The 22,062-nt window shown below is 59.6% G+C and carries 23 protein-coding genes and 1 pseudogene; 9 read left to right on the forward strand and 15 right to left on the reverse strand.

Going from position 1 to position 22,062, the window contains the following annotated elements; translation table 11 throughout:
* Positions 1 to 11: 11 nt before the first annotated feature.
* From eutC to eat, 3 genes are read right to left on the reverse strand one after another with little or no spacing between them, the layout of a single operon-like run.
* Complete coding sequence (eutC, locus tag KIK84_RS05735) at positions 12 to 902, reverse strand: ethanolamine ammonia-lyase subunit EutC (protein ID WP_214122076.1); 891 nt, start codon at positions 900 to 902, stop codon at positions 12 to 14.
* A 15-nt stretch (positions 903 to 917) separates the two neighbouring features.
* The gene (locus KIK84_RS05740; protein ID WP_214122328.1) at positions 918 to 2,318 is read right to left on the reverse strand and encodes an ethanolamine ammonia-lyase subunit EutB; all 1,401 of its coding nucleotides are present in this window, start codon (positions 2,316 to 2,318) and stop codon (positions 918 to 920) included.
* Between the two features lie 23 nt (positions 2,319 to 2,341).
* Positions 2,342 to 3,703 carry an ethanolamine permease gene (eat, locus tag KIK84_RS05745; protein WP_214122077.1) on the reverse strand — a complete coding sequence of 454 codons (1,362 nt, stop codon included), beginning with the start codon at positions 3,701 to 3,703 and terminating at the stop codon, positions 2,342 to 2,344.
* 111 nt (positions 3,704 to 3,814) lie between these two features.
* On the opposite strand from eat, the gene KIK84_RS05750 reads away from it, so the two are divergent.
* A complete protein-coding gene (locus KIK84_RS05750) occupies positions 3,815 to 4,780 on the forward strand; it encodes a helix-turn-helix domain-containing protein (RefSeq protein ID WP_214122078.1) in 966 nt (321 codons plus the stop codon).
* Here KIK84_RS05750 and KIK84_RS05755 read toward each other — a convergent pair.
* From KIK84_RS05755 to KIK84_RS05790, 8 genes are all read right to left on the reverse strand, one after another.
* Positions 4,777 to 6,552: a diguanylate cyclase domain-containing protein gene (locus KIK84_RS05755; protein WP_214122079.1), complete on the reverse strand. Its 1,776-nt coding sequence runs from the start codon at positions 6,550 to 6,552 to the stop codon at positions 4,777 to 4,779. The genes KIK84_RS05750 and KIK84_RS05755 overlap by 4 nt on opposite strands.
* 43 nt (positions 6,553 to 6,595) lie before the next feature.
* The gene (locus KIK84_RS05760) at positions 6,596 to 7,213 is read right to left on the reverse strand and encodes a PhaM family polyhydroxyalkanoate granule multifunctional regulatory protein (RefSeq protein WP_214122080.1); all 618 of its coding nucleotides are present in this window, start codon (positions 7,211 to 7,213) and stop codon (positions 6,596 to 6,598) included.
* A 73-nt stretch (positions 7,214 to 7,286) separates the two neighbouring features.
* Complete coding sequence (locus tag KIK84_RS05765) at positions 7,287 to 8,051, reverse strand: ABC transporter ATP-binding protein (protein ID WP_214122081.1); 765 nt, start codon at positions 8,049 to 8,051, stop codon at positions 7,287 to 7,289.
* A complete protein-coding gene (locus tag KIK84_RS05770) occupies positions 8,048 to 9,133 on the reverse strand; it encodes a FecCD family ABC transporter permease (RefSeq protein WP_214122082.1) in 1,086 nt (361 codons plus the stop codon). The genes KIK84_RS05765 and KIK84_RS05770 overlap by 4 nt, the downstream gene beginning before the upstream one ends.
* Positions 9,109 to 10,233, reverse strand: a complete 1,125-nt coding sequence (locus KIK84_RS05775) for an ABC transporter substrate-binding protein (RefSeq protein WP_214122083.1) — start codon at positions 10,231 to 10,233, stop codon at positions 9,109 to 9,111. Before KIK84_RS05775 ends, KIK84_RS05770 begins: the two co-directional genes overlap by 25 nt.
* 12 nt (positions 10,234 to 10,245) lie before the next feature.
* Complete coding sequence (locus tag KIK84_RS05780; RefSeq protein WP_214122084.1) at positions 10,246 to 10,728, reverse strand: copper chaperone PCu(A)C; 483 nt, start codon at positions 10,726 to 10,728, stop codon at positions 10,246 to 10,248.
* Between the two features lie 22 nt (positions 10,729 to 10,750).
* A complete protein-coding gene (locus KIK84_RS05785; protein WP_214122085.1) occupies positions 10,751 to 11,296 on the reverse strand; it encodes a YcnI family copper-binding membrane protein in 546 nt (181 codons plus the stop codon).
* 88 nt (positions 11,297 to 11,384) lie between these two features.
* Positions 11,385 to 11,759 carry a DUF2946 family protein gene (locus KIK84_RS05790; RefSeq protein WP_214122086.1) on the reverse strand — a complete coding sequence of 125 codons (375 nt, stop codon included), beginning with the start codon at positions 11,757 to 11,759 and terminating at the stop codon, positions 11,385 to 11,387.
* A 78-nt stretch (positions 11,760 to 11,837) separates the two neighbouring features.
* Between KIK84_RS05790 and KIK84_RS05795 the strand changes: the two genes are divergently transcribed.
* The 3 genes from KIK84_RS05795 to KIK84_RS05805 all read left to right on the forward strand — a co-directional run bounded on the left by KIK84_RS05795 (position 11,838) and on the right by KIK84_RS05805 (position 14,682).
* A complete protein-coding gene (locus KIK84_RS05795) occupies positions 11,838 to 12,437 on the forward strand; it encodes a MarC family protein (RefSeq protein ID WP_214122087.1) in 600 nt (199 codons plus the stop codon).
* Between the two features lie 127 nt (positions 12,438 to 12,564).
* Complete coding sequence (locus KIK84_RS05800) at positions 12,565 to 13,020, forward strand: cache domain-containing protein (RefSeq protein ID WP_214122088.1); 456 nt, start codon at positions 12,565 to 12,567, stop codon at positions 13,018 to 13,020.
* A 51-nt stretch (positions 13,021 to 13,071) separates the two neighbouring features.
* Entirely contained in the window at positions 13,072 to 14,682 is a 1,611-nt protein-coding gene (locus KIK84_RS05805) for a methyl-accepting chemotaxis protein (RefSeq protein WP_214122089.1), read from the forward strand.
* On the opposite strand, the gene KIK84_RS05810 is transcribed toward KIK84_RS05805, so the two are convergent.
* On the reverse strand, positions 14,672 to 15,469 hold the full coding sequence (locus KIK84_RS05810) for a fumarylacetoacetate hydrolase (protein WP_214122090.1): 798 nt from the start codon (positions 15,467 to 15,469) through the stop codon (positions 14,672 to 14,674). The genes KIK84_RS05805 and KIK84_RS05810 overlap by 11 nt on opposite strands.
* Positions 15,470 to 15,495: 26 nt before the next feature.
* Between KIK84_RS05810 and KIK84_RS05815 the strand changes: the two genes are divergently transcribed.
* The 3 genes from KIK84_RS05815 (at position 15,496) to purU (ending at position 17,909) form a co-directional block, all read left to right on the forward strand.
* Positions 15,496 to 16,590 carry a DUF3108 domain-containing protein gene (locus KIK84_RS05815; protein WP_214122091.1) on the forward strand — a complete coding sequence of 365 codons (1,095 nt, stop codon included), beginning with the start codon at positions 15,496 to 15,498 and terminating at the stop codon, positions 16,588 to 16,590.
* Positions 16,591 to 16,667: 77 nt separating this feature from the next.
* Positions 16,668 to 16,973 (forward strand): BTH_I0359 family protein, encoded by a 306-nt coding sequence (locus KIK84_RS05820; RefSeq protein WP_214122092.1) that lies wholly within the window; start codon positions 16,668 to 16,670, stop codon positions 16,971 to 16,973.
* An 87-nt stretch (positions 16,974 to 17,060) separates the two neighbouring features.
* A complete protein-coding gene (gene purU / locus KIK84_RS05825; protein WP_214122093.1) occupies positions 17,061 to 17,909 on the forward strand; it encodes a formyltetrahydrofolate deformylase in 849 nt (282 codons plus the stop codon).
* Between the two features lie 10 nt (positions 17,910 to 17,919).
* On the opposite strand, the gene asd is transcribed toward purU, so the two are convergent.
* Entirely contained in the window at positions 17,920 to 18,768 is an 849-nt protein-coding gene (gene asd / locus KIK84_RS05830; RefSeq protein ID WP_214122094.1) for an archaetidylserine decarboxylase, read from the reverse strand.
* Between the two features lie 176 nt (positions 18,769 to 18,944).
* On the opposite strand from asd, the gene KIK84_RS05835 reads away from it, so the two are divergent.
* Positions 18,945 to 20,384: an FAD-linked oxidase C-terminal domain-containing protein gene (locus KIK84_RS05835; protein WP_250207820.1), complete on the forward strand. Its 1,440-nt coding sequence runs from the start codon at positions 18,945 to 18,947 to the stop codon at positions 20,382 to 20,384.
* Positions 20,385 to 20,418: 34 nt separating this feature from the next.
* Here KIK84_RS05835 and KIK84_RS05840 read toward each other — a convergent pair whose 3' ends face one another.
* Positions 20,419 to 21,006, reverse strand: a complete 588-nt coding sequence (locus KIK84_RS05840) for an outer membrane beta-barrel protein (protein ID WP_214122096.1) — start codon at positions 21,004 to 21,006, stop codon at positions 20,419 to 20,421.
* A 194-nt stretch (positions 21,007 to 21,200) separates the two neighbouring features.
* On the opposite strand from KIK84_RS05840, the pseudogene KIK84_RS05845 reads away from it, so the two are divergent.
* A pseudogene (locus KIK84_RS05845) lies at positions 21,201 to 21,392 on the forward strand (Bor family protein); the annotation flags it as partial.
* Positions 21,393 to 21,464: 72 nt separating this feature from the next.
* On the opposite strand, the gene KIK84_RS05850 reads toward KIK84_RS05845, so the two are convergent.
* Positions 21,465 to 22,052, reverse strand: coding sequence for an outer membrane protein (locus KIK84_RS05850; RefSeq protein ID WP_214122097.1), 588 nt, complete (start codon positions 22,050 to 22,052; stop codon positions 21,465 to 21,467).
* Positions 22,053 to 22,062 lie beyond the last annotated feature (10 nt).

Consider the following 22,062-nt stretch of genomic DNA (forward strand, 5'->3'; position numbering starts at 1 on the left):
GCTCGCCGCCCCTACCCCCTGAGCAAAAACGAGTTGCCCGGGTCTTGCAGCGCGGCACCGTCGGTGCTGGCGGTTTCGTCTTTCAAGTCCACACCCGAGAGCATGCGCTGGCGCGATTCGCTCAGCAGGTAGTGCAGTTTGTAGGCGGCTTCGTCGTACACCAACCCGGCGGGGCGCACGTTGGAGATGCAGTTGCGGCTGGCGTCGGTCAGGCCGACGCGGGGCATCCACGTCAGGTACAGGCCCATGCTGTCGGGCGAGCTAAGGCCGGGGCGCTCGCCAATGAGCATGACCACGCAGCGCGCACCCAGGCGCTGGCCTACATCGTCGCCCACGGCCACACGGCCTTGCTGCACGATGCTGATGGGGGCCACGTTCCACCCCTCGCCCGCCATGCGCGCATGCAGCGCGGCGACAAAGGGGGCAGCGTTTTGCATGATGGCGCGGGCCGATAAACCGTCTGCCACCACCAGCGCTAGGTCGTAACGGCGGCTGGCCGGGTCGTCGCGCACCACTTGCCCGGCAGGCGCGCTGGGGGCCATGTCTTGGAGGGCTTGGGCAGATGCCGCGCCCAAGCGGCGGCCCATGTCGGGGCGCTGCAGGTACTGGCCACGGTCTGCGGCAGCGCTGTGCAGCAGCAGGGGCTTGCCCAAATTCGGCCACGCTTGCTGCAGGTCGTGCTGCAGGGTGGGCACGTCCAGCGCGAGGTGCACTGCGTCACGCGCTTGGGCGTGGGCCAGTTGGAATTCCAGATGCGCGGCAGTGGGCAAGCTCACCCCCGCACGGCCCAGCGCGATGCGCGCGGCGGTGAACTGGCGCAAGCCCGCCCAAGGGTTGCCGACCACGGAAAACGGTGCGGTATCAGAAGGCTTGGTGGGTTCGATGGACTTGGGAGTAGACATAGCACAGGCCTCCGTTTAGCTGATTTGCAGCAAGGCGCGCTCGAACGCGGGAGGCAAGCTGTTTTGCAGGCGCATGCCAGCGTCAGTGCAGGTGGCGATTTGCATGCGCTCCAGCCACGCCTCGAACTCGGGCGCGGCGCGCAAGCCCAGCACTTGGCGCACGTACAGCGCGTCGTGGAAGGACGTGGTTTGGTAGTTGAGCATGATGTCGTCCGACCCCGGTATGCCCATCACAAAGCTGATGCCTGCCGCGCCCAGCACGGTGAGCAGCACGTCCATGTCGTTCTGGTCGGCCTCGGCGTGGTTGGTGTAGCAGACGTCGCAGCCCATGGGCAGGCCCAGCAGCTTGGCGCAGAAGTGGTCTTCCAGCCCGGCGCGGATGATTTGCTTGCCGTCGTACAAATACTCTGGCCCGATGAAGCCGACCACGGTGTTGACCAGCAGCGGCTTGAAGTGGCGCGCCACGGCGTAGGCGCGGGCCTCGCTGGTTTGCTGGTCCATGCCGTGGTGGGCATTGGCCGACAGGGCGCTGCCCTGCCCTGTCTCAAAGTACATGACGTTGTTGCCCACGGTCCCCCGGTTCAGCGACAAGGCGGCGGCGCGGGCTTCGCCCAGCACCGCCAGGTTGACGCCAAAGCTGCTGTTGGTGGCCTCGGTGCCGCCAATGGACTGGAACACCAAGTCCACCGGCGCACCGCGCTCGATGGCTTGTATGGTGTTGGTTACGTGGGTCAGCACGCAGGACTGGGTGGGGATGTCGTAGTGGTCGATGACACCCGCCATCATGTGCACCAAGCGCATGACCTGGGCCACGTTGTCGGTGGCGGGGTTGATGCCGATGACCGCATCGCCACTGCCGTAGAGCAAACCGTCGAGCATGCTGGCGGCAATGCCAGTGGCGTCGTCGGTGGGGTGGTTGGGCTGCAGGCGGGTGCTCATGCGGCCAGGCAGACCGATGGTGTTGCGAAAGGCCGTGATGACGCGGCATTTTTTGGCGACCAAGATGAGGTCTTGGTTGCGCATGATTTTGCTCACAGCGGCGGCCATTTCGGGCGTGATGCCGGGAGCCAAGGCCGCCAGCGCTTCGCTGGTGGCCGCTTCGCTCAGAAGCCAGTTGCGAAAATCGCCCACCGTGAGGTGAGCCACTTTCGCAAACGCGGCTGCGTCGTGCGTGTCCAGAATGAGTCGGGTGATCTCATCCTCTTCATAGGATACCAAGGCCTCGTTCAAGAAGGTGCGCAGCGGCACATCGGCCAGCGCCAACTGGGCGGCTGCGCGTTCTTGGGCACTGCCTGCTGCCACCCCGGCCAAATAGTCCCCCGAGCGGGCGGGGGTGGCTTTGGCCATCAACTCCTTGAGGCTGGCAAACCCGTAGGTGTGTGCGCCCAAGCTGTAGTGGTAAGGGTAAGCGTGCATAGCAGGCATGGCGAGGGAACTCCTTAGTCTTGGCGTTGGTGCTTGGTGAGCACAAAGTACGCGTAGCCCAGCACCAAAATGCCGACAAACAGACCCGCAACGATGGCGTTGTAGTAGGCCATGGTAAGCAAGCACACCAGTGCAGCGGCCAAGGCAAATGCTGGGAAGAATGGGTACAGCGGAGCTGTGAAAGGACGCACCATGCCAGGTTCGCTCTTGCGTAGTTTGAACAGGCTCAGCATGCTCATGATGTACATCAGGATAGCGCCGAACACGCTCATCGTCACGATGTTGGCCGTCAGGGTCATGCCGCCGATTTGGATCAGCTCGTCACTGAAGATGGCGGCAATACCCACCACGCCACCGGCCAGAATAGCCCGGTGGGGGGTGTTGAACTTGGGGTGCACTTTGCACAGGAAGGCGGGCAAATAGCCTTCACGGGACAGGGCAAAGATTTGGCGCGAGTAGCCCAAGATAATGCCGTGGAAGGACGCCACCAAACCGAACAAGCCCAACCACACCAGCATGTGCAACCAGCCGCTGCTCTCGCCCACGATGAGCTTCATGGCTTGGGGCAATGGGTCGTTGATATTGGCCAACTTGGTCCAGTCGCCGGCACCACCGGCAAACACCATCACACCCACAGCCAGCACCACCAGCGTCAAGATACCGGCGATGTAGGCGATAGGAATGGAGCGCTTGGGGTCTTTGGCTTCTTCAGCGGCCATGGCCACGCCTTCGATGGCGAGGAAGAACCAAATAGCAAACGGAATGGCTGCAAACATGCCGCCGATGGCAGCCAAGCTGAAGCTGTCTTGACCAGCCCAACCGCCCTTGACGAAGTTGGCCATGGAAAAACCGGGCGACACCACGCCCATGAAGACCAGCAGTTCAAAGATGGCCAAGATGGTGACAAACAGCTCGAAGGTGGCGGCGATGCTCACGCCCACGATGTTGAGCGTCATGAACACCACGTAAGCCCCCACGGCTGCGACCTTGGGATCGAGTGCGGGGAACTGCACATTGAGGTAAGCACCAATGGCCAAAGCAATGGCAGGCGGCGCAAATACGAACTCCACCAGCGTGGCAATGCCCGCCAAGTAACCGCCCACAGGACCGAAGGCGCGCTTGCTGTAGGCAAACGGGCCACCGGCGTGGGGAATGGAGGTGGTCAGCTCGGTAAAGCTGAAGATGAAGGTGGTGTACATGGCCGCGATGAACAGCGCTGTGACGGTAAAACCCAGCGTGCCCGCTGAGGCCCAGCCGTAGCTCCAGCCGAAGTATTCGCCCGAGATCACCAAACCGACAGCGATGCCCCAGAGCTGCAGGGTACTTAAAACCGGCTTGAGCGCCGGAACCCCGGATGCGGGGGATGTTGTTGACATAGAAGACCTCCAAAAAAGTGCGGTGCAGCAGGCATAGCGCTTGCTTCCATTGCACTCTAAACACGCCAAGGACAAGGCGGTATCAAATTTCGGCAAACTTGGAGCAAAACGATGAACGCAACAAAAGAGAGCGCAATCAACAACGTTCGAACCGTTTTAGCACAAGATGCAGACGAACACGCCTGCAACCTGACCAACTGGGAGCAGTGCTACGACCAAACAACCCGTGGCGCTTTCCAAGGTTCGCTGCACGAAATGCAGCTGCCGCACATGCAGGTGTTTTGCGAGCGCACCAACCAAGGGATGCTGCAGCGCTGCTGCGTGTGGCCTGACAGCCTGTGGTTTGGTCTGCCGCTGCCGCATGCCATGCAACAAGACAGCCGCATCAACGGCTTGGGTAGTGGGCAGCACAGCATCATGGTGCGCCCCGGTGGGCAAGAGTTTGAACTGAACACCCCGGCGGACTTCAGTATTTACGGCATCGTGGTGCGGCAAGACTGCCTGCGCCAAGCGGCCGAGGAACAAGGCTTTGTGGTGGACTGGGCGGCACTGAGCCACAGCCCGCTGCTGCAGGTGCACACCCAACCCCATGCGCGCTGCTTGCAAACGCTACAAACCCTGTTGCTGGACAAGGGTGCCATGGCCGAGCAAACCCGCCACAGCGCGACCGACAGCGTGCTGGAAGCCCTGCTACCACTGCTGGAAACCGCGCAGCGTGCTGACCACCACAGTGGCAGCTTTGACCGCCACTTGCGCGTGGTCAGCAAAGCCCGCGACTGGGTGCTACAACACCCCGAAGACCCCATCAACGTGCCCCAACTATGCGAGCAACTGCATGTGAGCCGCCGCACTTTGCAATACTGCTTTGAAGAAGTCACGGGCTTGAGCCCCACCCAATACCTGCGGGTACTGCGCCTGAACGGCGCACGCCGCCAACTGCGCCAAGCCGCTAGCGGCACTACCGTGCGTGATGTGGCAGCCAGTTGGGGGTTTTGGCACTTCAGCCAGTTCGCCAGCGACTTTCGCAAGCAGTTTGACTGCTCACCATCGCAACTGCTGGCAACGCAGTTGCACTAAGCTTGGAGCGCCACCACCTTGGCGTAGCGCTGCACGCAGCCTTTGCCTTGGCGCTTGCCTTCGTAGAGCGCCATATCGGCGAACTTGATCAGTTCAAACGCATCGGTACTGTCAATAGGCGCCAAGGCATAGCCAATAGTCACCCCCACATGCACTTGGATATTGCCCAAGGTGGTGTTCAAACGATACGGCTGCTGTAGCACATGCAGCAACTTGGCCGCCAGCTCTTGCACCTGCAAGGCGTTGGTCAAGTCCCGCGCCACCACCACAAATTCATCGCCACCTAGGCGCACCACCAAGTCCGAACTGCGCACCTGCCCTTTGAGGCGCTGCGCTACAGCCCTGAGCAGTACATCGCCCACGTCGTGGCCGTAGGTGTCGTTGATGGGCTTAAAGCCATCCAAATCGAGCACCATGACTGCCGCTTGGTTATCGACAGAAGCCTGCGTCAGCATGCTGTCCAGCGCGGTATCCAAACCACGGCGATTGAGCACCCCCGTGAGCGCATCGGTGTAGGCCATGGTTTGCAAGGCATCACGCTCTAGCGCAGCCCGCTGTGCGGCCACACGGACTCCCTTGGAACGCAACCCCAGCACGTACAAAAACAGCACCGAATCGATGGCAGCTGCGATGGGGAAAGCCCGCACCGTCCAAAAGCTCACACTAGGCCAGCCTTGCCAGCCATACATTGCACCAAAAGTCAGAAGCAACGCCTCGACATAAACCGCCCAAACCAACAACAGGGCCTTGGCAATCGAATTGCTTTTGTCCGCTTTAAACAGGGTGTAAGGAATGGCCATCATGGATGGCACAAAAGGCCACAAGGTAAACAGCAGCAAAAACACATCGTGCGCAAAGCCATCGAGCAAGTAGATGACCATGAACACCGCAGACAAAGCGGCACACGCACGCATGGCCCACAAGAAACGACGTCGTTGTGAGTCGCCCCCTGCCAAAACCTCTCCCACAAACAAAAACGTACCCACAGAGCCGAAAAAGGTGACTGTGCCGTCCATGTGCGCCTGCACCCACAGTTGATCCGGCCACAAAAAACGCCACCCAAGGCCATAGAAAAAAATGTTGGACAACATCACGCCAAAGGTCATGAGTGAGTACATCCAAAACACGGGTTCGCGCAGACTGACCCACTGCAATAAGCAGTAGAGCAGCAAAGTGAGCTCGATGCCACAGATCAGCCCCATTACCAGCTGATCCACCTCCGCTTGGGCGATGGCATCGCCTGCTTTTTGCAGTCGCATGGGCAGCAGCATGGGCCCTGCGGACTGCACACGCAGCCAAATGCCGTAGGTCATTGCGTCACGCAAATGCAGCGGGATGCTAATGGCCACAGAACGCGGCTTGGCATCATCGCGCGCGACGGAGGAACCTCTGGCCACGTGCTGCACCAACTGGCCATTGGCCGTCAGAAACAAATCAAAACGCTGGACGATGGGGTAGTCGATGGTGAAAACCCAATCGGTTTCAGCCCCGGCAGGCACCTGCACTGGCAAATAGAGCCATACAGGGAACTTCACTACGCCAAAGGTGGAAAGTGGATGGCCGCTGTTGGATTCAAACTCGTCCAAGCGCGCTTGCACCTGATCCAGCCCCAAGGGGGTGCCTTGCTCGTGCAAGAAACGCAGCTCTGACCAGACCACACCACCGGCGTACTGACCGTCCAGCACCACCGGCGCATCAGCGGCGTGCACACAGCCCCAGCTCAGCGACAAGGCCAACCCAATACGCCACAGCAGGCGACAACGCCCAAGCACTCCAACAATCCACGCCATCTTCATATAAGCCACTCGCGCTGGCTTATTTTTTATTGACTGGTGACTTTTTAGCCGCTGGCGCACGCCGAGGGGTGGCACGCTGTGTGGTTGCCTTGGCCATGCTTGCCGCTGCTGGGGGCACATGGCGCATGGCTTCTTGCATGGTGGCACTGGCAATGGTTTGGAACTGCTGGGCCAAACCGTTCCATAGCTGCAGTGGGTCAACCCCCGGCTGCGCACTGGTGGCGGCTGGGTCGGCCTGCGCAGCCTCAGGGCCTGGGCTTGCTTTAGGTGCTGCAGCATCAGACTGGGTGGAGGCCGTTGTAGCGGCTTTGGGCATAAAAGCCTGCGCCAAGTCGGCCAGATTCACGTTCATGCCCTGCAAGGTGCTCAGGGTCATTTTTTGCACTTCCAAAGCCTGCACCGTGGCAGCCAAGGCGCGGCTGTTTTGCTCCAGCCAGAACTGCACGCTCTTCAAGTCTTGGATGCGCTTGTCCAGTTCTTCCACGCTCAGGGTGGGCGTGGCCCACGAGCCCATACCGGGCATCGGGGGCATGCCGGGCACGCTGCCCGACATGGCATTGCTCTGCAGGTTTTTCCAAAAATCCAGACCCGGCATCCACTGCCCAAACGCGCTTGTCCAATCTTGCTCATTGCCCATGTCTGCCCCTTCCGCATGCGGTGTTGTTGTCAACCAACAACTCTACAGCATAAGCACCAAACAGACCATGCGCTTAAACCAATATTGCACAGCGTGGCACTGGTATGAGCAAGCCATCAAACCCTTGGAGCATGTCCACCTGCACACGAAACAGTTGAGCCAAGCAATCGGGTTGCAGCATATCCGCCGCTGCACCTTGGGAATGCAGACACCCTTGCTGCAAGGCGAGCACCGTGTCGGCAAAGCGTGCCACAGCCGCTAGGTCATGCAACACGACGACCACACACAGACCGTGCTGGTGGGCCAAATCGCGCAGTAGCTGCAGCACTTGCAACTGGTGCTCCATGTCCAGCGCGCTGGTGGGTTCGTCCAGCAGTAACACCTGCGGCTGCGCTAGCAGAGCTTGGGCCAGCCAAACTAGCTGCCGCTGCCCGCCGCTCAGCTGATGCAGGCTGCGCCCAGCCAAGTGGCTGATGCCTAAGCGCTCCAGCACTTGGTATACCCCCTGCCTGTCGGCAGTGGACACACGCACCCCCAGTTGTCGCAAGCGCCCCAGCAAAACCACCTCCAAGACGGTCAAGCCCTGGCTAGCTTGGTTGTCTTGCGGCATGTAGGCCAGTACTTGGGGGCGCAGCGCCGGGCTCAGCTCCCTACCTTGCCACTGCACTTGCCCGGTACTGGGCAACACACCAGCTATGGCTTTGAGCAAGGTGGTTTTGCCGCATCCATTGGGGCCAATAACCGCCCCCAACTGCCCACATTCCCAGTGGGCGTGCTCTAGCTGCAACACGGTTTGCGCGCTGTACTGCACACACAAGTCGTGCACCTGCAAAGTCATAGCACCTCCTTGCGGCGGGGCGACACCAGCAGCATGAAACACGGCACCCCGATGAGCGCCATAACAATGCCAATGGGGAACACCGCCCCCGGGTACACCGTTTTGCTGGCCACCGACGCCAGGCTGAGCAGCACCCCACCCATGCAGGCCGAAGCGCTCAAAAACCAGCGCTGGTCTTCCCCCACCGTGGCACGCGCCATGTGCGGTGCGACCAGTCCCACAAAGCCAATGGTGCCCACAAAAGCCACGGCCACCCCGGTCAGCACCGACACGATGGCCAAGCAGCGCAGGCGCAGGCTGCGCAAGCGCACGCCCAAGGCGGCAGCTCGTGCATCGCCCATGCGCAGGGCCGTGAGCGGCCAAGCATCGCGCACCACCCACGGTATACACAGCACCAGCACCACCGCCATGACCCCGAGCTTGGGCCAAGTGGCTTTTTGCAGGCTGCCAAACAGCCAAAACACGATTTGCTGCAACGCCTCGGGCGAAGCCAGCAGTTGCACGAGTGAGGTAAGGGCTTGGAACAAAAACAGCATAGCAATACCTGCCAGCACCAAGCGGTCAGGCGCAGCATGCCCCCAGCCGCCCAGGGCGTACACGCCCCAGCACGCCAGCGCGGCAAACACCATGGCATGCGCGGGCACGGCATAGGCCTCGGGCACCGGCAGCCATGCGCCCAAGGCGATGGCCGATGCTGCGCCCAAACTGGCACCTGCCGATATGCCCAGCGTATAGCCCGATGCCAGCGGGTTGTTCAAAATGGTTTGCATCAGCGCGCCCGACAAACCCAGCGCCGCCCCCACCACCCACGCAGTAAGCGCAGCGGGCAGGCGAATGTTCCACACAATGGCGGTGGCCTGGATGCTGGAGACATCGCCCAACAAGGTCTGTACCACCACCCAAGGCGATAGCTGAGCGGGGCCAGTAGCCACATCCAACACCAAGGCCATGAGGCCCAGCGTCAGCGTGCTCGCCAGCACCGTGCAGTGGTGCCAGTGCAAACGCCGCCACAGTGCATCGAGCGCAGCCGCACTGGTCTGGGGCTCTCTGCGGGCGCTCACGGCTTGATCGGCAGCATCCACACGCCGCTGTACTTCACGGGTAGGTACTTGTCGTAGTAGGCCTTGAGGGAGGCGGCCGGGTCTACGTCTTTGAACTGCTCGGGGTACAAGCGCTTGGCCAGGTATTGCAGGGCTACAAAGTCGAACAGCGTGCGGCACAGGCCGTGCTCCATAACGTTGACTTCACCATTGCGCACCGCCTTGAGGCTGCTGTAGCCGGGACGCTCGGTGTAGGGCTTGAGGTTGGCACGAATCTCTTCGGGCGTGGCGTCAAAGCCGGTGCGCACCGCCTTGGGTTTGTTCACCCAAGATGAGCCCGCAAAGACGATGACATCCGGGTCAGCAGCCAGCACCGCCTCTTGGCTCACCGGGCCCCAAGGGCCGGGCAGCTTGCCATCGGCCACGTTGTCAGCGCCCAAGAGCGTGATCATCTTGCCCCACATGGTGCCGCTGTAGCTGTTGCCCACGGTGTCGGCACCGGCTTGGGCCAGCTCCACGTACACCTTCTTGCGGGCTGCGTTTTTGGGCACGCGGGCCAGCACTTTGCTGTACTCGGATTCGTACAGCTTGGCCAATTCCTCAGCGCGGGCGCTGGTACCCATCACCTTGCCAATGACGCGGGTGGAAGCCAAGTGGCGCTCCAGCAGCTGGGCGTTGTAGTCCACCACCACGATGGGAATGCCCGCAGCCTCGATCTGCTGGCGCGCGGTTTCCATGGCGCTGTAAGTCCATTCAGCGATGAACAGTACATCGGGCTTGAGGGCAATCACCTTCTCGGCGCTGAAGGTGCCGTCTTCAGAGTGGCCGATATCGGGCATGGCCTGCAGGTTGGGGATGACCTGCGCATAGCGCTTGAAGATGGCGGGTCGCCAACTCTCCCACGGCGTGCGCGAAATGCCCACCACCCGCTGCCAACTGTCCACGCCCGCCACGGCGGTGAACTCTTCAAAGTTGAAATTGAGCGCCACGCGCTTGACGGGCACCGGCACCGTGACCTTGCGGCCCATGGCGTCCACCACCACCTGGGTGCTTTGCGCATGCGCTACACCCACCCACGCTGCCAGCAACACGCACGCAGCAACCCACAGCGCCCGCACGGGGCGCATAGTCATAGTCCACATGGAGTGCTCCGATCAGTGCTGGTGTTGGTGCGCGTCAGCAGCCTTGGGGGCCACCATGGTCACTGGCACCTTGATCTGCTGCTCACTCTTGACGCCCTTCGCATCTTGGAAATACAGCGTCAGCGGAATGGTGGTGTCTTTTTGCAGCGGCAGCTTCAAATCCAACAGCATGACGTGATAGCCACCGGGCTTGAGCTCGACCGCTTTACCAGCAGGCAGTTCCAAGCCATTGGGCAAGGCAGCCATTTTCATGACGCCTCCATCCATCTTCATCTCATGCACCTCGGCTACACCGGCCACGGGCGAAGCCACGCTTACCAAGCGCCCGGGCTTATCGGCTTTGAGCGTCATGAAAGCACCCGAGGCCATTTGCCCCTGCACGGTAGCCCGCGCCCAAGCGCCTTGCACCTGCACATTCACCTGCGCCATGGCGGCACCACCGCAAGCCAAAGCCGCCAGCGCCAAGGCGATGGGGGTTGTACGAATACGCAACATAGTCAACTCCTTGGGTGGTCTATCAGTGGTGGTGGCCAGCAGGCTGCACATCGAGCACGTCCAAACGGGCGGCGGGCATGGGTAGGCTGTGGGCGTCTTGTCCGGCAGCGGGGATTTGCACCCACTCATTGCTGCCTTGGGTGCAAGTTTGCACCACCTTGAACCAGTAGGTTCCAGGTTTTTTGGGTGTGGTGGTGCGCAGCACAAATTCGTCGTACAGCGCATCGGGCAAGGCGTCGGCGGGGTCTTTCACCGCCCAGGTGATTTCTTGCACGCCATCGGTAATGGTCTTGCCATGCATTTGCACGGGCTCAGCCAAAGGGCCCACCACGGTAGTGACTTTCCAACCGGGTTTGACCATGGGCTGGCTGCCGCTAAAGCCTGCAGGCACCAGCACCTTGATGGAAGTCGTCGCTGCACCAGCGCAGCCGTGGCCCACGCGCAGCACCGCGCGATAACCGCTTTGGGCCGCTGCGGCTTGGTCTTGCAAAGTTACATGAGAAAAAGCGGTGCCAGAGCCCACCAGCAGGGCACAAGCAGCTATGGTTTTGATAGCAAAAGAAGTCATAAAAAATCTCTGAACAAAAAGCCTGAAACACAGTGCACGCACAGCCCCTGCACAAGGCTAGGGCTGCACGGCAAAAGAAGAGACGGGTTCAGGCGTTCAGAGGCGGGCCACGTGCCGCAGGCTGGGGCACGCTGCGCTGGGCCACCGATACGGCAGCACGCGCCAGTGGAGCTGCTGGCAGCAAAGCGGGGGCTTGCCACGTTTGCTCGGGCAACGGCAACGCCATGGCAGGCAAACACAGTGCGCACTGCAAGGTGTGGTGCGGGTTGCTTTGCTGCGGGTCGCTGGGGTTGCCAGAAGCATTGGCCGCACTGCAAATAGGACCTAACCCTGCTTGGGCTGCAGGCGACTGCGCCCATGCCACCACGGGTGCCAGCGCAGCCACCTGCAGGGCCAGCACAAAAACCAGCGTGACCCAGCGGGTCAGCCAGCGCGTGCGGCGTAAGGCGTGCAGTGTGAACATACTGCGCATTATCAATCAGGCTGCTATCCTGCTGGCCCGCCTGTGCGGCCGTAGCCAGGCTTGAGATTGATATTTGTCATGAACTACACATTCCTGTCCGCCACTATTTTGTTGCTGCTGATTACCGACCCCATCGGCAACATTCCCATCTTTGCCAACGCGCTCAAAAAAGTGCCTTTGGCGCGCCGCCCCAAAATCATCCTGCGCGAAATCCTGATCGCGTTTGGACTGCTGCTCACCTTCATGTTTGTGGGCGATAGCTTTTTGCGCGTGATGGGCCTGAGCGAACTGGCGCTGCAAATTGGCGGCGGCGTGATTCTGTTTCTGATCGCGCTGCGCATGGTCTTCCCACCCGCTGCCGCGCAGGAGGTGGAACTGGAAACCGAACCACTCATCGTGCCGCTGGCGGTACCCGCCATTGCAGGCCCGTCGGCCTTGGCCACGGTGCTGTTGCTGGTGTCGCACCAGCCCGAGCAGCGCTTGGAATGGATAGCAGCGCTGTGCGTGACCATGCTGGTCAGTGCTGCTGTGCTCTTGGCTGCGGAATACATCCAACGCGTGATTGGCTCGCGCGTGGTGACCGCCATGGAACGCCTGATGGGCCTGGTGCTGGTCGCAGTATCCATGGAGATGCTGATGCGCGGCATCCGCACCTTCATCAGCCAGATGCATTCCTAGAGGGGTAAACACTGTTACCGAGCGCAAATTAACGCAAAGTTATAGCGTTTTATAGAGTAGCAACTCTCAATAGATGCATTCAGAATCCGATAAAGTAGTTAGCTCTACTAAACAAAGGAATCTTTGCATGTTTCGTTCCGCTCGCTTTGTAATCAGTGCCTTTCTTGCTTTGGGCCTGACCATGACAACCGCTTGGGCCGATGCCCGTAAAGATGCCCAAGAGCAAACCTTGGCTGCGCTGGCTCACATCAAGAAAGTGGGCCCAGATCAAGCGTTCAAAGACTTCAACACAGAAGCACAGTGGAAAAACAAAGGACTCAATGTCAATGTGGTGGAGTTCACCGGCTTGGTACGCGCCAGCTCTCTGAACGATAAGTTGGTAGGCAAAAACACGCTGGAAGCCAAAGACCCCAATGGCAAAGAGTTCGTCAAAGAATTCATCAAAATGTCTGAAAAGACTGATGGCGGTTGGGTGGACTACATGTTCATCAACCCAGAAACCAAAAAGCTAGAGGAGCGCTCCATGTACGTGCGCAAAATCCCCTCCTTCAATGGTTTTGTTGGCATAGCTATCACCAAGTAAGTTCTCTCAAAGCCTGCTACTACAGCGGGCTTTTTTTCGAAAGCCACTGCCATGCTGAACCAATTTGGAATTGGCAAACGCCTGTATGGCGGCTTTGCCTTGGTCATTGCCAGTCTGCTTGCTGCACTCGTGGCAGCAGCCACCATCAGCGCCAAAAATATTGGATCCATGGAGGCATTAAGCCAAGACACCACCCAACGCATAGGCTTGGTGGTATCTATGCGCGAATTGCAGCAAGAAATTGTCTCCAGCATCCGAAACGCAGGCTTGCAAACAGACAGCGCTGAGCTCAACAAAGACGTTGAACAGTACAAAAAATCCTTGGTCAAGCTTGCCAGTGTAGAAAAAGGATTCCAAGACCTGTCCAACAGTGAGGCTGTGCAGGCACTTCTCAACCAAATCCAAACACAGCGCAAAAAAACCGAACCGGTGGTGGAGCAAGCCATTCAGTTGTCCATGGCCTTTGCTGGGGAAGAGGCTGCCAAAGTCCTGACGCAGCAGCTAGCACCATTGCAAAAAGAATGGCGTGACAGTTTGGACAAGCTCATGGCCGTGCAATTGGCCAACGCCCAAGAGTCGCATCAAAACGCGGTGAACTCCCTGTTTATTTGGTTGTGGGGTATTGGTTTGGCAGCATGCGCCATTGCAGTGGCCGCGATGGTTTTTTCCATCGCCATGACACGCTCCGTCACCACCCCACTGCTAAGCGCTGTTAGTGCAGCGCACAGCATGGCGCAGGGTGATATGACGGGACCTGTAAACGCGCAGGGCACTGACGAAACAGCACAGCTCATGCACTCCCTAGAAAAAATGCGTGCGGCTTTGTCCTCCATGGTGCAGCAAGTGCGTGATACCACCCAAAGCGTGCGCGTAGCATGTTCAGAAATCACCAGTGGCAGCAATGATCTGTCCGTCCGCACAGAAAAGGCGTCAAGCCAATTGCAGCAAACTTCGAGTTCCATGAGCTCTTTGAGCCAAGCAATTGACGTCAGCTCAGGGCACATTGACCAAGCACGGCGTTTGGCTGATCAAGCCTCGTCGATTGCAAGCCAAGGCGGCACCTCTATGCAGCAAGTGGTCTCCACCATGAGCGGCATCCAAACCAGCAGCCAAAAAATCGGCGACATCATCAGTGTCATTGATGGCATTGCATTCCAAACCAATATCTTGGCGCTCAATGCTGCGGTTGAAGCCGCTCGAGCTGGCGAACAAGGCCGGGGCTTTGCAGTAGTGGCCAGTGAAGTACGCGCCTTGGCGGGACGCTCTGCCGAGGCCGCCAAGGAAATAAAAGCTTTGATCCAAAACTCGGTTCAGAACGTCAACGATGGCTCCGTACTGGTGAGCAAGACTGGTGAAACAATCAGCGAAGTCGTGCACGTCGTTCAGCAACTACACCACCTGATTGGCGACATCTCTGCCGCCATTCAAGAACAAAACCACGATCTACGCCAAATCAATCAAGCGATTCAGCAGCTCGACGAAATGACCCAGCAAAACGCTGCGCTGGTCGAAGAAAGCAATGCCACGACCTTGAGCCTCAATGAGCAGGTGGAGCAACTCAACCACACCGTAGAAGTGTTTCGCTTGGGTGAAAACAGCGCGGCATACGCAAACAACCACACATCCAGTGACTCCAGGCTGCCGCGCTTGCTTAGCCGCTGACGTGCAGCTCCAGCGCACCCCACGGGCTGCCGCCATCGGCACCCACGGCTTGCCAGCGCAGGCTATCGCCGCTCTGTAGCGTCCAGTCCGACTCGGTCAGTGCAGGCAGCGCCAGCAAGGTGCCCGCGCGCAGGCGACGCCAGCGGGCGGCACTGGCGAGCCAATACCCCACCCCAGCGTTGCCACTCCCACCACTGTGGCCCGCCACCGCTTTGGGTTTGTGGCCGTTCAGGCTGGCGTGTACCGCCACTTGGGCACGGCCCCGTTGCCAAGCCTCGCCCAGTTCATCAGGCGTAATGGCCAAGGGAGCCAGTTGCCAGCCATGGCTGTGCTGCTGGCCATCGACCACCCAGCGCGTGTGCTGGGCCAGTACCAAAAGGCGCACGGCGTCTTGGGCACGGTCGGCGGTGCAGGCCATGGGCACATCGCCACACAGCACGCCCACGTGGGCGCTGCAGGCCAAGGTGCCTGCCAGTTCGGCGTCGGGGCGGCCCAAGTCGTCGCTGGGGTGCTGCAGCACGCCGTCGGCACTGGCTTGCAGGCACTGGTAGGCGCGTGGCAAAGGCGCTAGACACTGGCTGGCGTCAAACGCAAATGCATGACGGGCACGACCTTGGTTGAGGCTGACGTAGACATCCTGCAGCAAAGGGCTGAGGTAGTTCCAATCGTCCAGCACCTGCTGCAGGCGTTGGGCTATGTGGGTGGCGTAGTGGGCGTGGGTGCCATCGCGCGAGACCACCACCAGCTGGCCGTCGCGCGAACCGTCGTGAAGCGTTGCGAGTTTCATGGGGGCGCATTGTGTAGCATCTGGCCATGACAACCCTCAACCCCTTGTCCCCTGCCTCAGCAATGCCTGTTGTTTCCACCCCTGCCATACCGCGCTCCCGGCGCGTGCTACTGCGCCGCGCCGCATGGGCTTTGGCAGTGGTGCTGCTGGCCCACAGCGCCCTGTTGCACACGCCACTGCAGTGGCTGCAGCCATGGGCCGACTCCACCGCTGGCAATGCCGTACAGGTGCAATTCATCATCCCTGAAGATTCACCACAAAAAATAGCCGCAGAGCAACACCAGCAAGCTGCAGCAGCTACAAAAACCATAGCAAAAAGCACCCCAACCGCACCGCGCAACACCTCGGCCGAAAACGTGTCGAGCCAGCCCCCTGCCCCGCAGCCCCCCTCTCCACCCCAACCAGACGGTTCCTCCGGCTCTGGCGCAGCTATTAGCGCCGCTGCTTTGGCAACGGCCAGCGGGGTGGCGACTGCAGCCCCGCCGGTGGCCCCTGCGGCCAACGCCAAGCTGGTGTTTGACGTCGCAGTGCAAGCCAAAGGGCTGACGCTCAACCCCAGTGGCGAGTTGCTGTGGCAGCATGACGCCACCACCTACAACGCCCGCTTGTCACTCAGCCACCTGTTTTTCAGCCGCAGCCAAACCAGCCGCGGCAAGCTCACAGGCAATGGACTGCAGCCCGTCCGCTTTGGCGACAAGGTGAAAAGCGAGGTGGCGGCCCATTTCGACTGGGATGCGGGCAAAGTCACCTTCAGCGCCAACACGCCCGACGTGGCGCTGACACCTAGCACGCAAGACCAGCTCAGTGCCTTGCTGCAGTTGGGGGCGCAAATTGCAGCGGCTCCACCACAGTACCCCACAGGCACCGTGGTGCGCATGGCGGCCATCGGCCCACGCTCGGAGGAGCAGTGGGAATTTGTGCTGGCTGGCACGGAAACCCTCAAACTTCCTGGGGGTGAGTTGGCCACGGTCAAGGTGACGCGGGCCCCTGCGGTGCAGTACGGCAACAGAGCGGAAATATGGCTAGCCCCCGCACTGGGCTACTTGCCCGTGCGCATTCGGCTCATTGAATCGAACGGCGATATTGCCGATATGCAATGGAAGGAAACACAACAGCCGTAAACCTGTTACCCTTGAAACCCAAGAAGTAGGCCTCATTTGCAGCCCATCTCTTGCCCACCTGCCTAAAGGGAACTGCCATGAACACTCTGTACGACTCCGAATCTTTCACCGTGACCCACATCTTGGCCAACGCTGAAACCGAAGGTCTGGCCGTCCCCGGTAACGAAATGGCCGCCTTGGAAGGCACTCCGGTGTTGGCCCGCCACGGTTTTGAGATCGTGGACAAGCGCACCGGCAAGGAAATTTATCTGGACGGTTCGTGGGCCGAGTATTTCCACCAGCGTATCCAACGCTGGCAAGACAGCAGCCCCACCCAAGAGGAAGTGGAAGAAACGCTGGACCAGTTCAGCGTGTTGGCGCAAAACCCCGTCGTGGTGCACTGAGTCCCGCACCTGGCTGTGGCAGCCCTGTGGCGGCCAATTGACCGAGCCCGGACAACGGGTTCGGCCAGTCGGCGACAATAGGGGGTTATGACGACTCCCACTTACATACTGACTTTTTCTTGCCCCGACCGTTTGGGCTTGGTACACGTAGTCTCGGGCTTTTTGCTCGAGCATGGTGGCAATATCGAAGAGGCCGCCCAGTTCAACGACCACGACACTGGCTTGTTTTTCATGCGTGTGCAGTTTGCCTGCCCGCTGCCGGTCGATGAATTGCGCAAGCTGCTGGCGGTGTTTGCGCAGCCGCTGCAGTTGCAGTGGAGCTTGCACCCCACGGCCCAGCCCATGCGCACCGTGCTCATGGTGAGCAAAGAAGGGCACTGCCTCAACGACTTGCTGTTCCGCTGGAAAAGTGGCCTGCTGCCGCTGGACATCCGCGCCATCATCAGCAACCACCGCGAGTTTTACCAACTGGCGGCCAGCTACAACGTGCCCTTCCACCACATCCCCGTCACGGCAGCGACCAAAGAGCAAGCCGAGCAGCGCCAACTGGAGATCATCGACAGCGAAGGCGCTGAACTGGTGGTGCTGGCGCGCTATATGCAAATTCTGAGTGACTCGATGTGCCGCGCCCTCAATGGCCGCGCCATCAACATCCACCACAGCTTCCTGCCCAGCTTCAAGGGTGCCAAGCCCTACTACCAAGCGCATGACCGCGGCGTGAAGCTGATTGGCGCTACCGCCCACTACGTGACGGCCGACTTGGACGAAGGCCCCATCATCGAGCAAGACGTGGCCCGTGCCGACCACAGCAAGACCGTGGAAGACCTGACCGCCATGGGCCGCGATACCGAGAGCCAAGTGCTGGCCCGGGCCGTCAAGTGGCACAGCGAGCACCGCGTGCTGCTCAACGGCCACCGCACGGTGGTGTTCAAGTAAGCCTATCGCTTTAGGCTTTGCCTTGGGCCATGGCTTGGCCCAAGCGCACGGGCGCGGCGGGCTCCCACCCGGCCTGCCAGTCCATCCCCAAGCGCGGCCACAACATAACAACGGTGGAACCGAGCAAAAAGCGCCCCATCTCGTCACCCTTGCGCAGACTCACTTGGCCGGGTTGGTAGCTCCATTCGGTCACCTCAGCGCGGCGCGGTGGGTTCACCACCCCATGCCATGCGGTGGCCATGCTGCCCACGATGGTGGCACCCACTAGCACCAAAGCCAAGGGGCCGTGGGGGGTATCAAAAATGCAGACCACGCGCTCGTTGCGGGCGAACAAGCCCGGCACGTTGCGGGCGGTCAATGGGTTGACCGAGAACAGATCCCCCGGCACATAAATCATGCGGCGCAACTCACCATCGCAGGGCATGTGGATACGGTGGTAGTCCTTGGGGCTAAGGTAAATGGTGCAAAACCACCCCTCTTGAAACTGCTGCGCCAGCCCGCTGTCCCCCCCCACCAAGGCCGTGGTGCTGTAGTAGCGGCCTTTGGCCTGCAAGAGCTGGTCTCCGCTGATGGCACCCAACTGGCTGACTGCGCCATCCACGGGGCTTACCCACGTGCTGTCGGCCAAGGGGCGCAAGCCCTCTTTCAGGGGGCGGGTAAAAAATTCGTTGAACGTGGGGTAGCTAGCCGGATCAGGGTTGGCGGCCTCAGCCATGTTGACGCCATAGCGCTGGATAAAGCGGCGAATCATGCCGGTGGTCAAACTCCCACCGCGGTAATTGGCGAGGTGCCCTGCCGTCGCAGTGAGCGCGGTTTTGGGCAAGAGGTACTGCGGCAATACGGCCAGGGTTTCGTTCACGGGGCACTCGCTTTCTGTAACTAGCTGTGGATTCTAGACACTGCTAGCATGCAAGCGCACGAAAACAAGACCCCCACAAGCACTTCACTGCGGAGACACGCATGGCGTCATCACCCACCACCAATCAAGCTGGCACCGAGACAGAGTTGCTATCAAAAAAGGAGCTGCAGCAGCTTATGGTACAAGCCCTGCAGCACGATTTGCCTGTAGAAAATTTGCTCTGGCACGATGCACAAACCACGCCTTACGAATGCGATGGACTGACCGCCTACCGCCAGCGCCCGCTGCTGGTGGCCTTGCCCGAGACAGAGGCGCAGGCTGCTGCCGTGCTGCGCACTTGCCAGAACCTGGGTGTGCCCGTCGTTGCGCGCGGTGCGGGCACCGGCTTGTCGGGCGGGGCCATGCCCCACGAACGCGGTGTCACGCTCTCACTGGCGCGTTTTAACCGCATCGTGGCAGTTGATGCCAACAGCCGCACCGCCCGCGTGCAATGCGGGGTGCGCAACTTGGCTATCAGCGAAGCCGCTGCCCCACTCGGCTTGTATTACGCGCCCGACCCGAGCAGCCAGATCGCCTGCACCATTGGCGGCAACGTGGCCGAGAATTCAGGCGGCGTGCACTGCCTCAAGTACGGCCTGACGCTGCACAACGTGCTGCGTGTGCGTGGCCTCACGGCTGCGGGCGATGTGGTGGAGTTTGGCAGTGAAGCGCTGGATGTGCCGGGCTACGACCTCTTGAGCGTGGTGGTAGGCAGCGAGGGCCTGCTGGCTGTGGTGACCGAAGTGACCGTGCGCCTGACACCCAAGCCGGCGCTGGCACGCTGCATCATGGCCAGTTTTGACGATGTGCGCACTGCCGGCCATGCCGTGGCTGCTGTCATTGCAGCAGGCATCATCCCTGCCGGGCTGGAAATGATGGACAAGCCCATGACCGCCGCCGCCGAAGACTACGTGCATGCGGGTTACGACCTCGATGCTGCGGCCATCTTGCTGTGCGAGAGCGACGGCACGATGGACGAGGTGGAAGAAGAGATTGCCCGTATGCAGCAAGTGCTGCGCGATGCGGGGGCCACACGCCTGGCTGTGAGCCAGAACGAAGCCGAACGCTTGCGTTTTTGGAGCGGGCGCAAAAATGCCTTTCCCGCCAGCGGGCGCATCAGCCCCGACTACATGTGCATGGACAGCACCATTCCGCGCGCCCGATTGGCCGACATGCTAGAAGCCATTGGCCAGATGGAGCGCAAATACCAATTGCGCTGCTGCAATGTCTTCCACGCAGGCGATGGTAATTTGCACCCGCTGATTCTGTTCAACGCCAACAACCCCGATGAACTGCACCGCGCCGAACTGTTTGGTGCCGACATTCTGGAAACCAGCGTCGCCATGGGCGGCACGGTCACGGGTGAGCATGGCGTGGGCGTGGAAAAACTCTCCAGCATGTGCGTGCAATTCACCGCAGCAGAATTGGCGCAGATGCACGCGCTCAAAGCAGCCTTTGACCCCAGCGGCATCCTCAATCCCGGCAAAGCCGTCCCCACCCTGCATCGCTGTGCCGAATACGGCAAGGTGGTGGTAAAAAACAATCAGCCTAGGTTCCCCGAGCTGGCTCGGTTCTGACCTAGGCTGATGGAGTGGGTTCTAAACGCGGGGATTAGAACTTGTAGGCGATGCCGAAGGACACGGTAGAAGATGTGGGCTGCAGCTGACCAGTGGCGTTGGGGTAGGTCTGCTTATCGTATTGGCTAAACATCAACTCAGCATTCCACAAAACATTTTTATTGATGTTTGATTGCAGCCCAAAACCTAAGCCTGTACCAGAGACTGTTTTGCTTTGATTAACAATTCCAGACAACTCACCACTGCCGCCTACAGATGCAAGTTTGCCGTAGTACAAGTTAGTTCCTTTAGCATAGCCAACAACAGCAAATGCGCTGTATGCATTTTTCAGTTTTGCTGTTTCATTAGTCCATTCGCCAAACTTGTTGTCCACAGCTTGGATGCTCGCACCTGCGCCCAATACCCACGACTCTCCCAGCGCCCAGTTGTATTGGGCTGTCAAACCCAAATTTGCTGTACTTTGTGATGTGCTGTCTGTTTGCCCACTGGAGCCAGTATTCTTACCAGAGACCAAGTCCACGCTTGCTCCCACTTGGAAACCAGCAAAATTTTGAGCTTGCGCAAAAGCTTGACCGGCAAATGCGAAAGAAGCGGCAGCTGCTACGATAGCGATACGTTTCATCAAATTACCCCTTTGGAAAGTTTTCTTACAAGTTCGCTATTTTGCATCAAAACTTCCGATGCATTTCTATTTTCTGTTTATCAGCACCTATTGCACAACAATCTATAGCTAGCTTCCGCCTGCTTCAGCTTGCAAACGTCCAAAATTAACACTTTATTAAAGTGAATTGAGATGTTTTCGAAACCGCTGCTGCCACAACCAAAAACAGCCAAAGCTTTTTCGTTTCCGGCATTGGTCAAAAGAAAACCGTCGATGCGGCCCAAGTTTGCGGTGGCGCTGACAAAGTCAAGGGCGTAGCTGTGGAGGAGTCTGCAGGCAACGTTTTGCTGAGCATAGTGACTTTGGGGATTTACACCCCACGCACTGCACGTGTGTATTGCAAATAATGCAATCGCCCTGCGCGCCATAAAAAAAACCCGCTTACGCGGGTTTTTTCTTTAGGCAATCGTGCAGCTTGCTTAGAACTTGTAAGCGACACCCAAAGACAGGCTATTGGAACTGCCTTTGACTTTGTTCGATGCGCTCAGATCCACCTCGTCGTAGCGCTTGGCCATGAATTCGGTGGAGAGCAAAATGTTTTTGGTCAAAGCGGTCTGCCAGCCAAAGCCGATGCCATAGCCAGAGAGGGTTTTGCTGCCTTCTGTACCTGATTGGGTGATTTTTCCGTCTGTGCCGACCGCTGCAACCTTGGCGTAGACCAAGTTGCTGGCATCCAGTGCCAGGCCAGGGGCCACAAACACGCTGTAGGTATTTTTGCCTTTGGCTTCAATGCCATTGGCTTCACCGGCTTTGTTGTCTACCAGTTGATAGGAAGCACCGACACCCAGCACCCATTCGTTGCCCAATGCCCAGTTGTATTGGGCGGTCAATGAAACGTTGGCGGTGTTTTGGCTTTCGCTAAAGCCACTGGAGGACAGTTCAGTTTTAGAAGACACGGCATCGATGCTCGCGCCGAGTTGGAAACCAGCAAAGTTTTGGGCTTGAGCAAAGGCTTGACCTGTGAAAGCAGCGGCAGCCAGAGCGATGGCGGTAGTGATTTTGCGCATGAAGCACTCC

It is taken from the genome of Curvibacter sp. CHRR-16 (assembly GCF_018474005.1).
Classification (GTDB): Bacteria; Pseudomonadota; Gammaproteobacteria; order Burkholderiales; family Burkholderiaceae_C; genus Allorhodoferax.

What these genes read in the sequence shown, in the direction of transcription:
- KIK84_RS05780 (WP_214122084.1), bottom strand. Translation starts at nt 10,728, where the DNA reads ATGTTGCGTATTCGTACAACCCCCATCGCCTTGGCGCTGGCGGCTTTG.
- KIK84_RS05775 (WP_214122083.1), bottom strand. Translation starts at nt 10,233, where the DNA reads ATGTGGACTATGACTATGCGCCCCGTGCGGGCGCTGTGGGTTGCTGCG.
- KIK84_RS05800 (WP_214122088.1), top strand. Translation starts at nt 12,565, where the DNA reads ATGTTTCGTTCCGCTCGCTTTGTAATCAGTGCCTTTCTTGCTTTGGGC.
- KIK84_RS05750 (WP_214122078.1), top strand. Translation starts at nt 3,815, where the DNA reads ATGAACGCAACAAAAGAGAGCGCAATCAACAACGTTCGAACCGTTTTA.
- KIK84_RS05790 (WP_214122086.1), bottom strand. Translation starts at nt 11,759, where the DNA reads ATGTTCACACTGCACGCCTTACGCCGCACGCGCTGGCTGACCCGCTGG.
- eutC (WP_214122076.1), bottom strand. Translation starts at nt 902, where the DNA reads ATGTCTACTCCCAAGTCCATCGAACCCACCAAGCCTTCTGATACCGCA.
- KIK84_RS05765 (WP_214122081.1), bottom strand. Translation starts at nt 8,051, where the DNA reads ATGACTTTGCAGGTGCACGACTTGTGTGTGCAGTACAGCGCGCAAACC.
- KIK84_RS05840 (WP_214122096.1), bottom strand. Translation starts at nt 21,006, where the DNA reads ATGAAACGTATCGCTATCGTAGCAGCTGCCGCTTCTTTCGCATTTGCC.
- KIK84_RS05795 (WP_214122087.1), top strand. Translation starts at nt 11,838, where the DNA reads ATGAACTACACATTCCTGTCCGCCACTATTTTGTTGCTGCTGATTACC.
- KIK84_RS05810 (WP_214122090.1), bottom strand. Translation starts at nt 15,469, where the DNA reads ATGAAACTCGCAACGCTTCACGACGGTTCGCGCGACGGCCAGCTGGTG.
- KIK84_RS05740 (WP_214122328.1), bottom strand. Translation starts at nt 2,318, where the DNA reads ATGCACGCTTACCCTTACCACTACAGCTTGGGCGCACACACCTACGGG.
- KIK84_RS05760 (WP_214122080.1), bottom strand. Translation starts at nt 7,213, where the DNA reads ATGGGCAATGAGCAAGATTGGACAAGCGCGTTTGGGCAGTGGATGCCG.
- KIK84_RS05805 (WP_214122089.1), top strand. Translation starts at nt 13,072, where the DNA reads ATGCTGAACCAATTTGGAATTGGCAAACGCCTGTATGGCGGCTTTGCC.
- KIK84_RS05785 (WP_214122085.1), bottom strand. Translation starts at nt 11,296, where the DNA reads ATGACTTCTTTTGCTATCAAAACCATAGCTGCTTGTGCCCTGCTGGTG.
- KIK84_RS05850 (WP_214122097.1), bottom strand. Translation starts at nt 22,052, where the DNA reads ATGCGCAAAATCACTACCGCCATCGCTCTGGCTGCCGCTGCTTTCACA.
- KIK84_RS05820 (WP_214122092.1), top strand. Translation starts at nt 16,668, where the DNA reads ATGAACACTCTGTACGACTCCGAATCTTTCACCGTGACCCACATCTTG.
- eat (WP_214122077.1), bottom strand. Translation starts at nt 3,703, where the DNA reads ATGTCAACAACATCCCCCGCATCCGGGGTTCCGGCGCTCAAGCCGGTT.
- purU (WP_214122093.1), top strand. Translation starts at nt 17,061, where the DNA reads ATGACGACTCCCACTTACATACTGACTTTTTCTTGCCCCGACCGTTTG.
- KIK84_RS05835 (WP_250207820.1), top strand. Translation starts at nt 18,945, where the DNA reads ATGGTACAAGCCCTGCAGCACGATTTGCCTGTAGAAAATTTGCTCTGG.
- KIK84_RS05815 (WP_214122091.1), top strand. Translation starts at nt 15,496, where the DNA reads ATGACAACCCTCAACCCCTTGTCCCCTGCCTCAGCAATGCCTGTTGTT.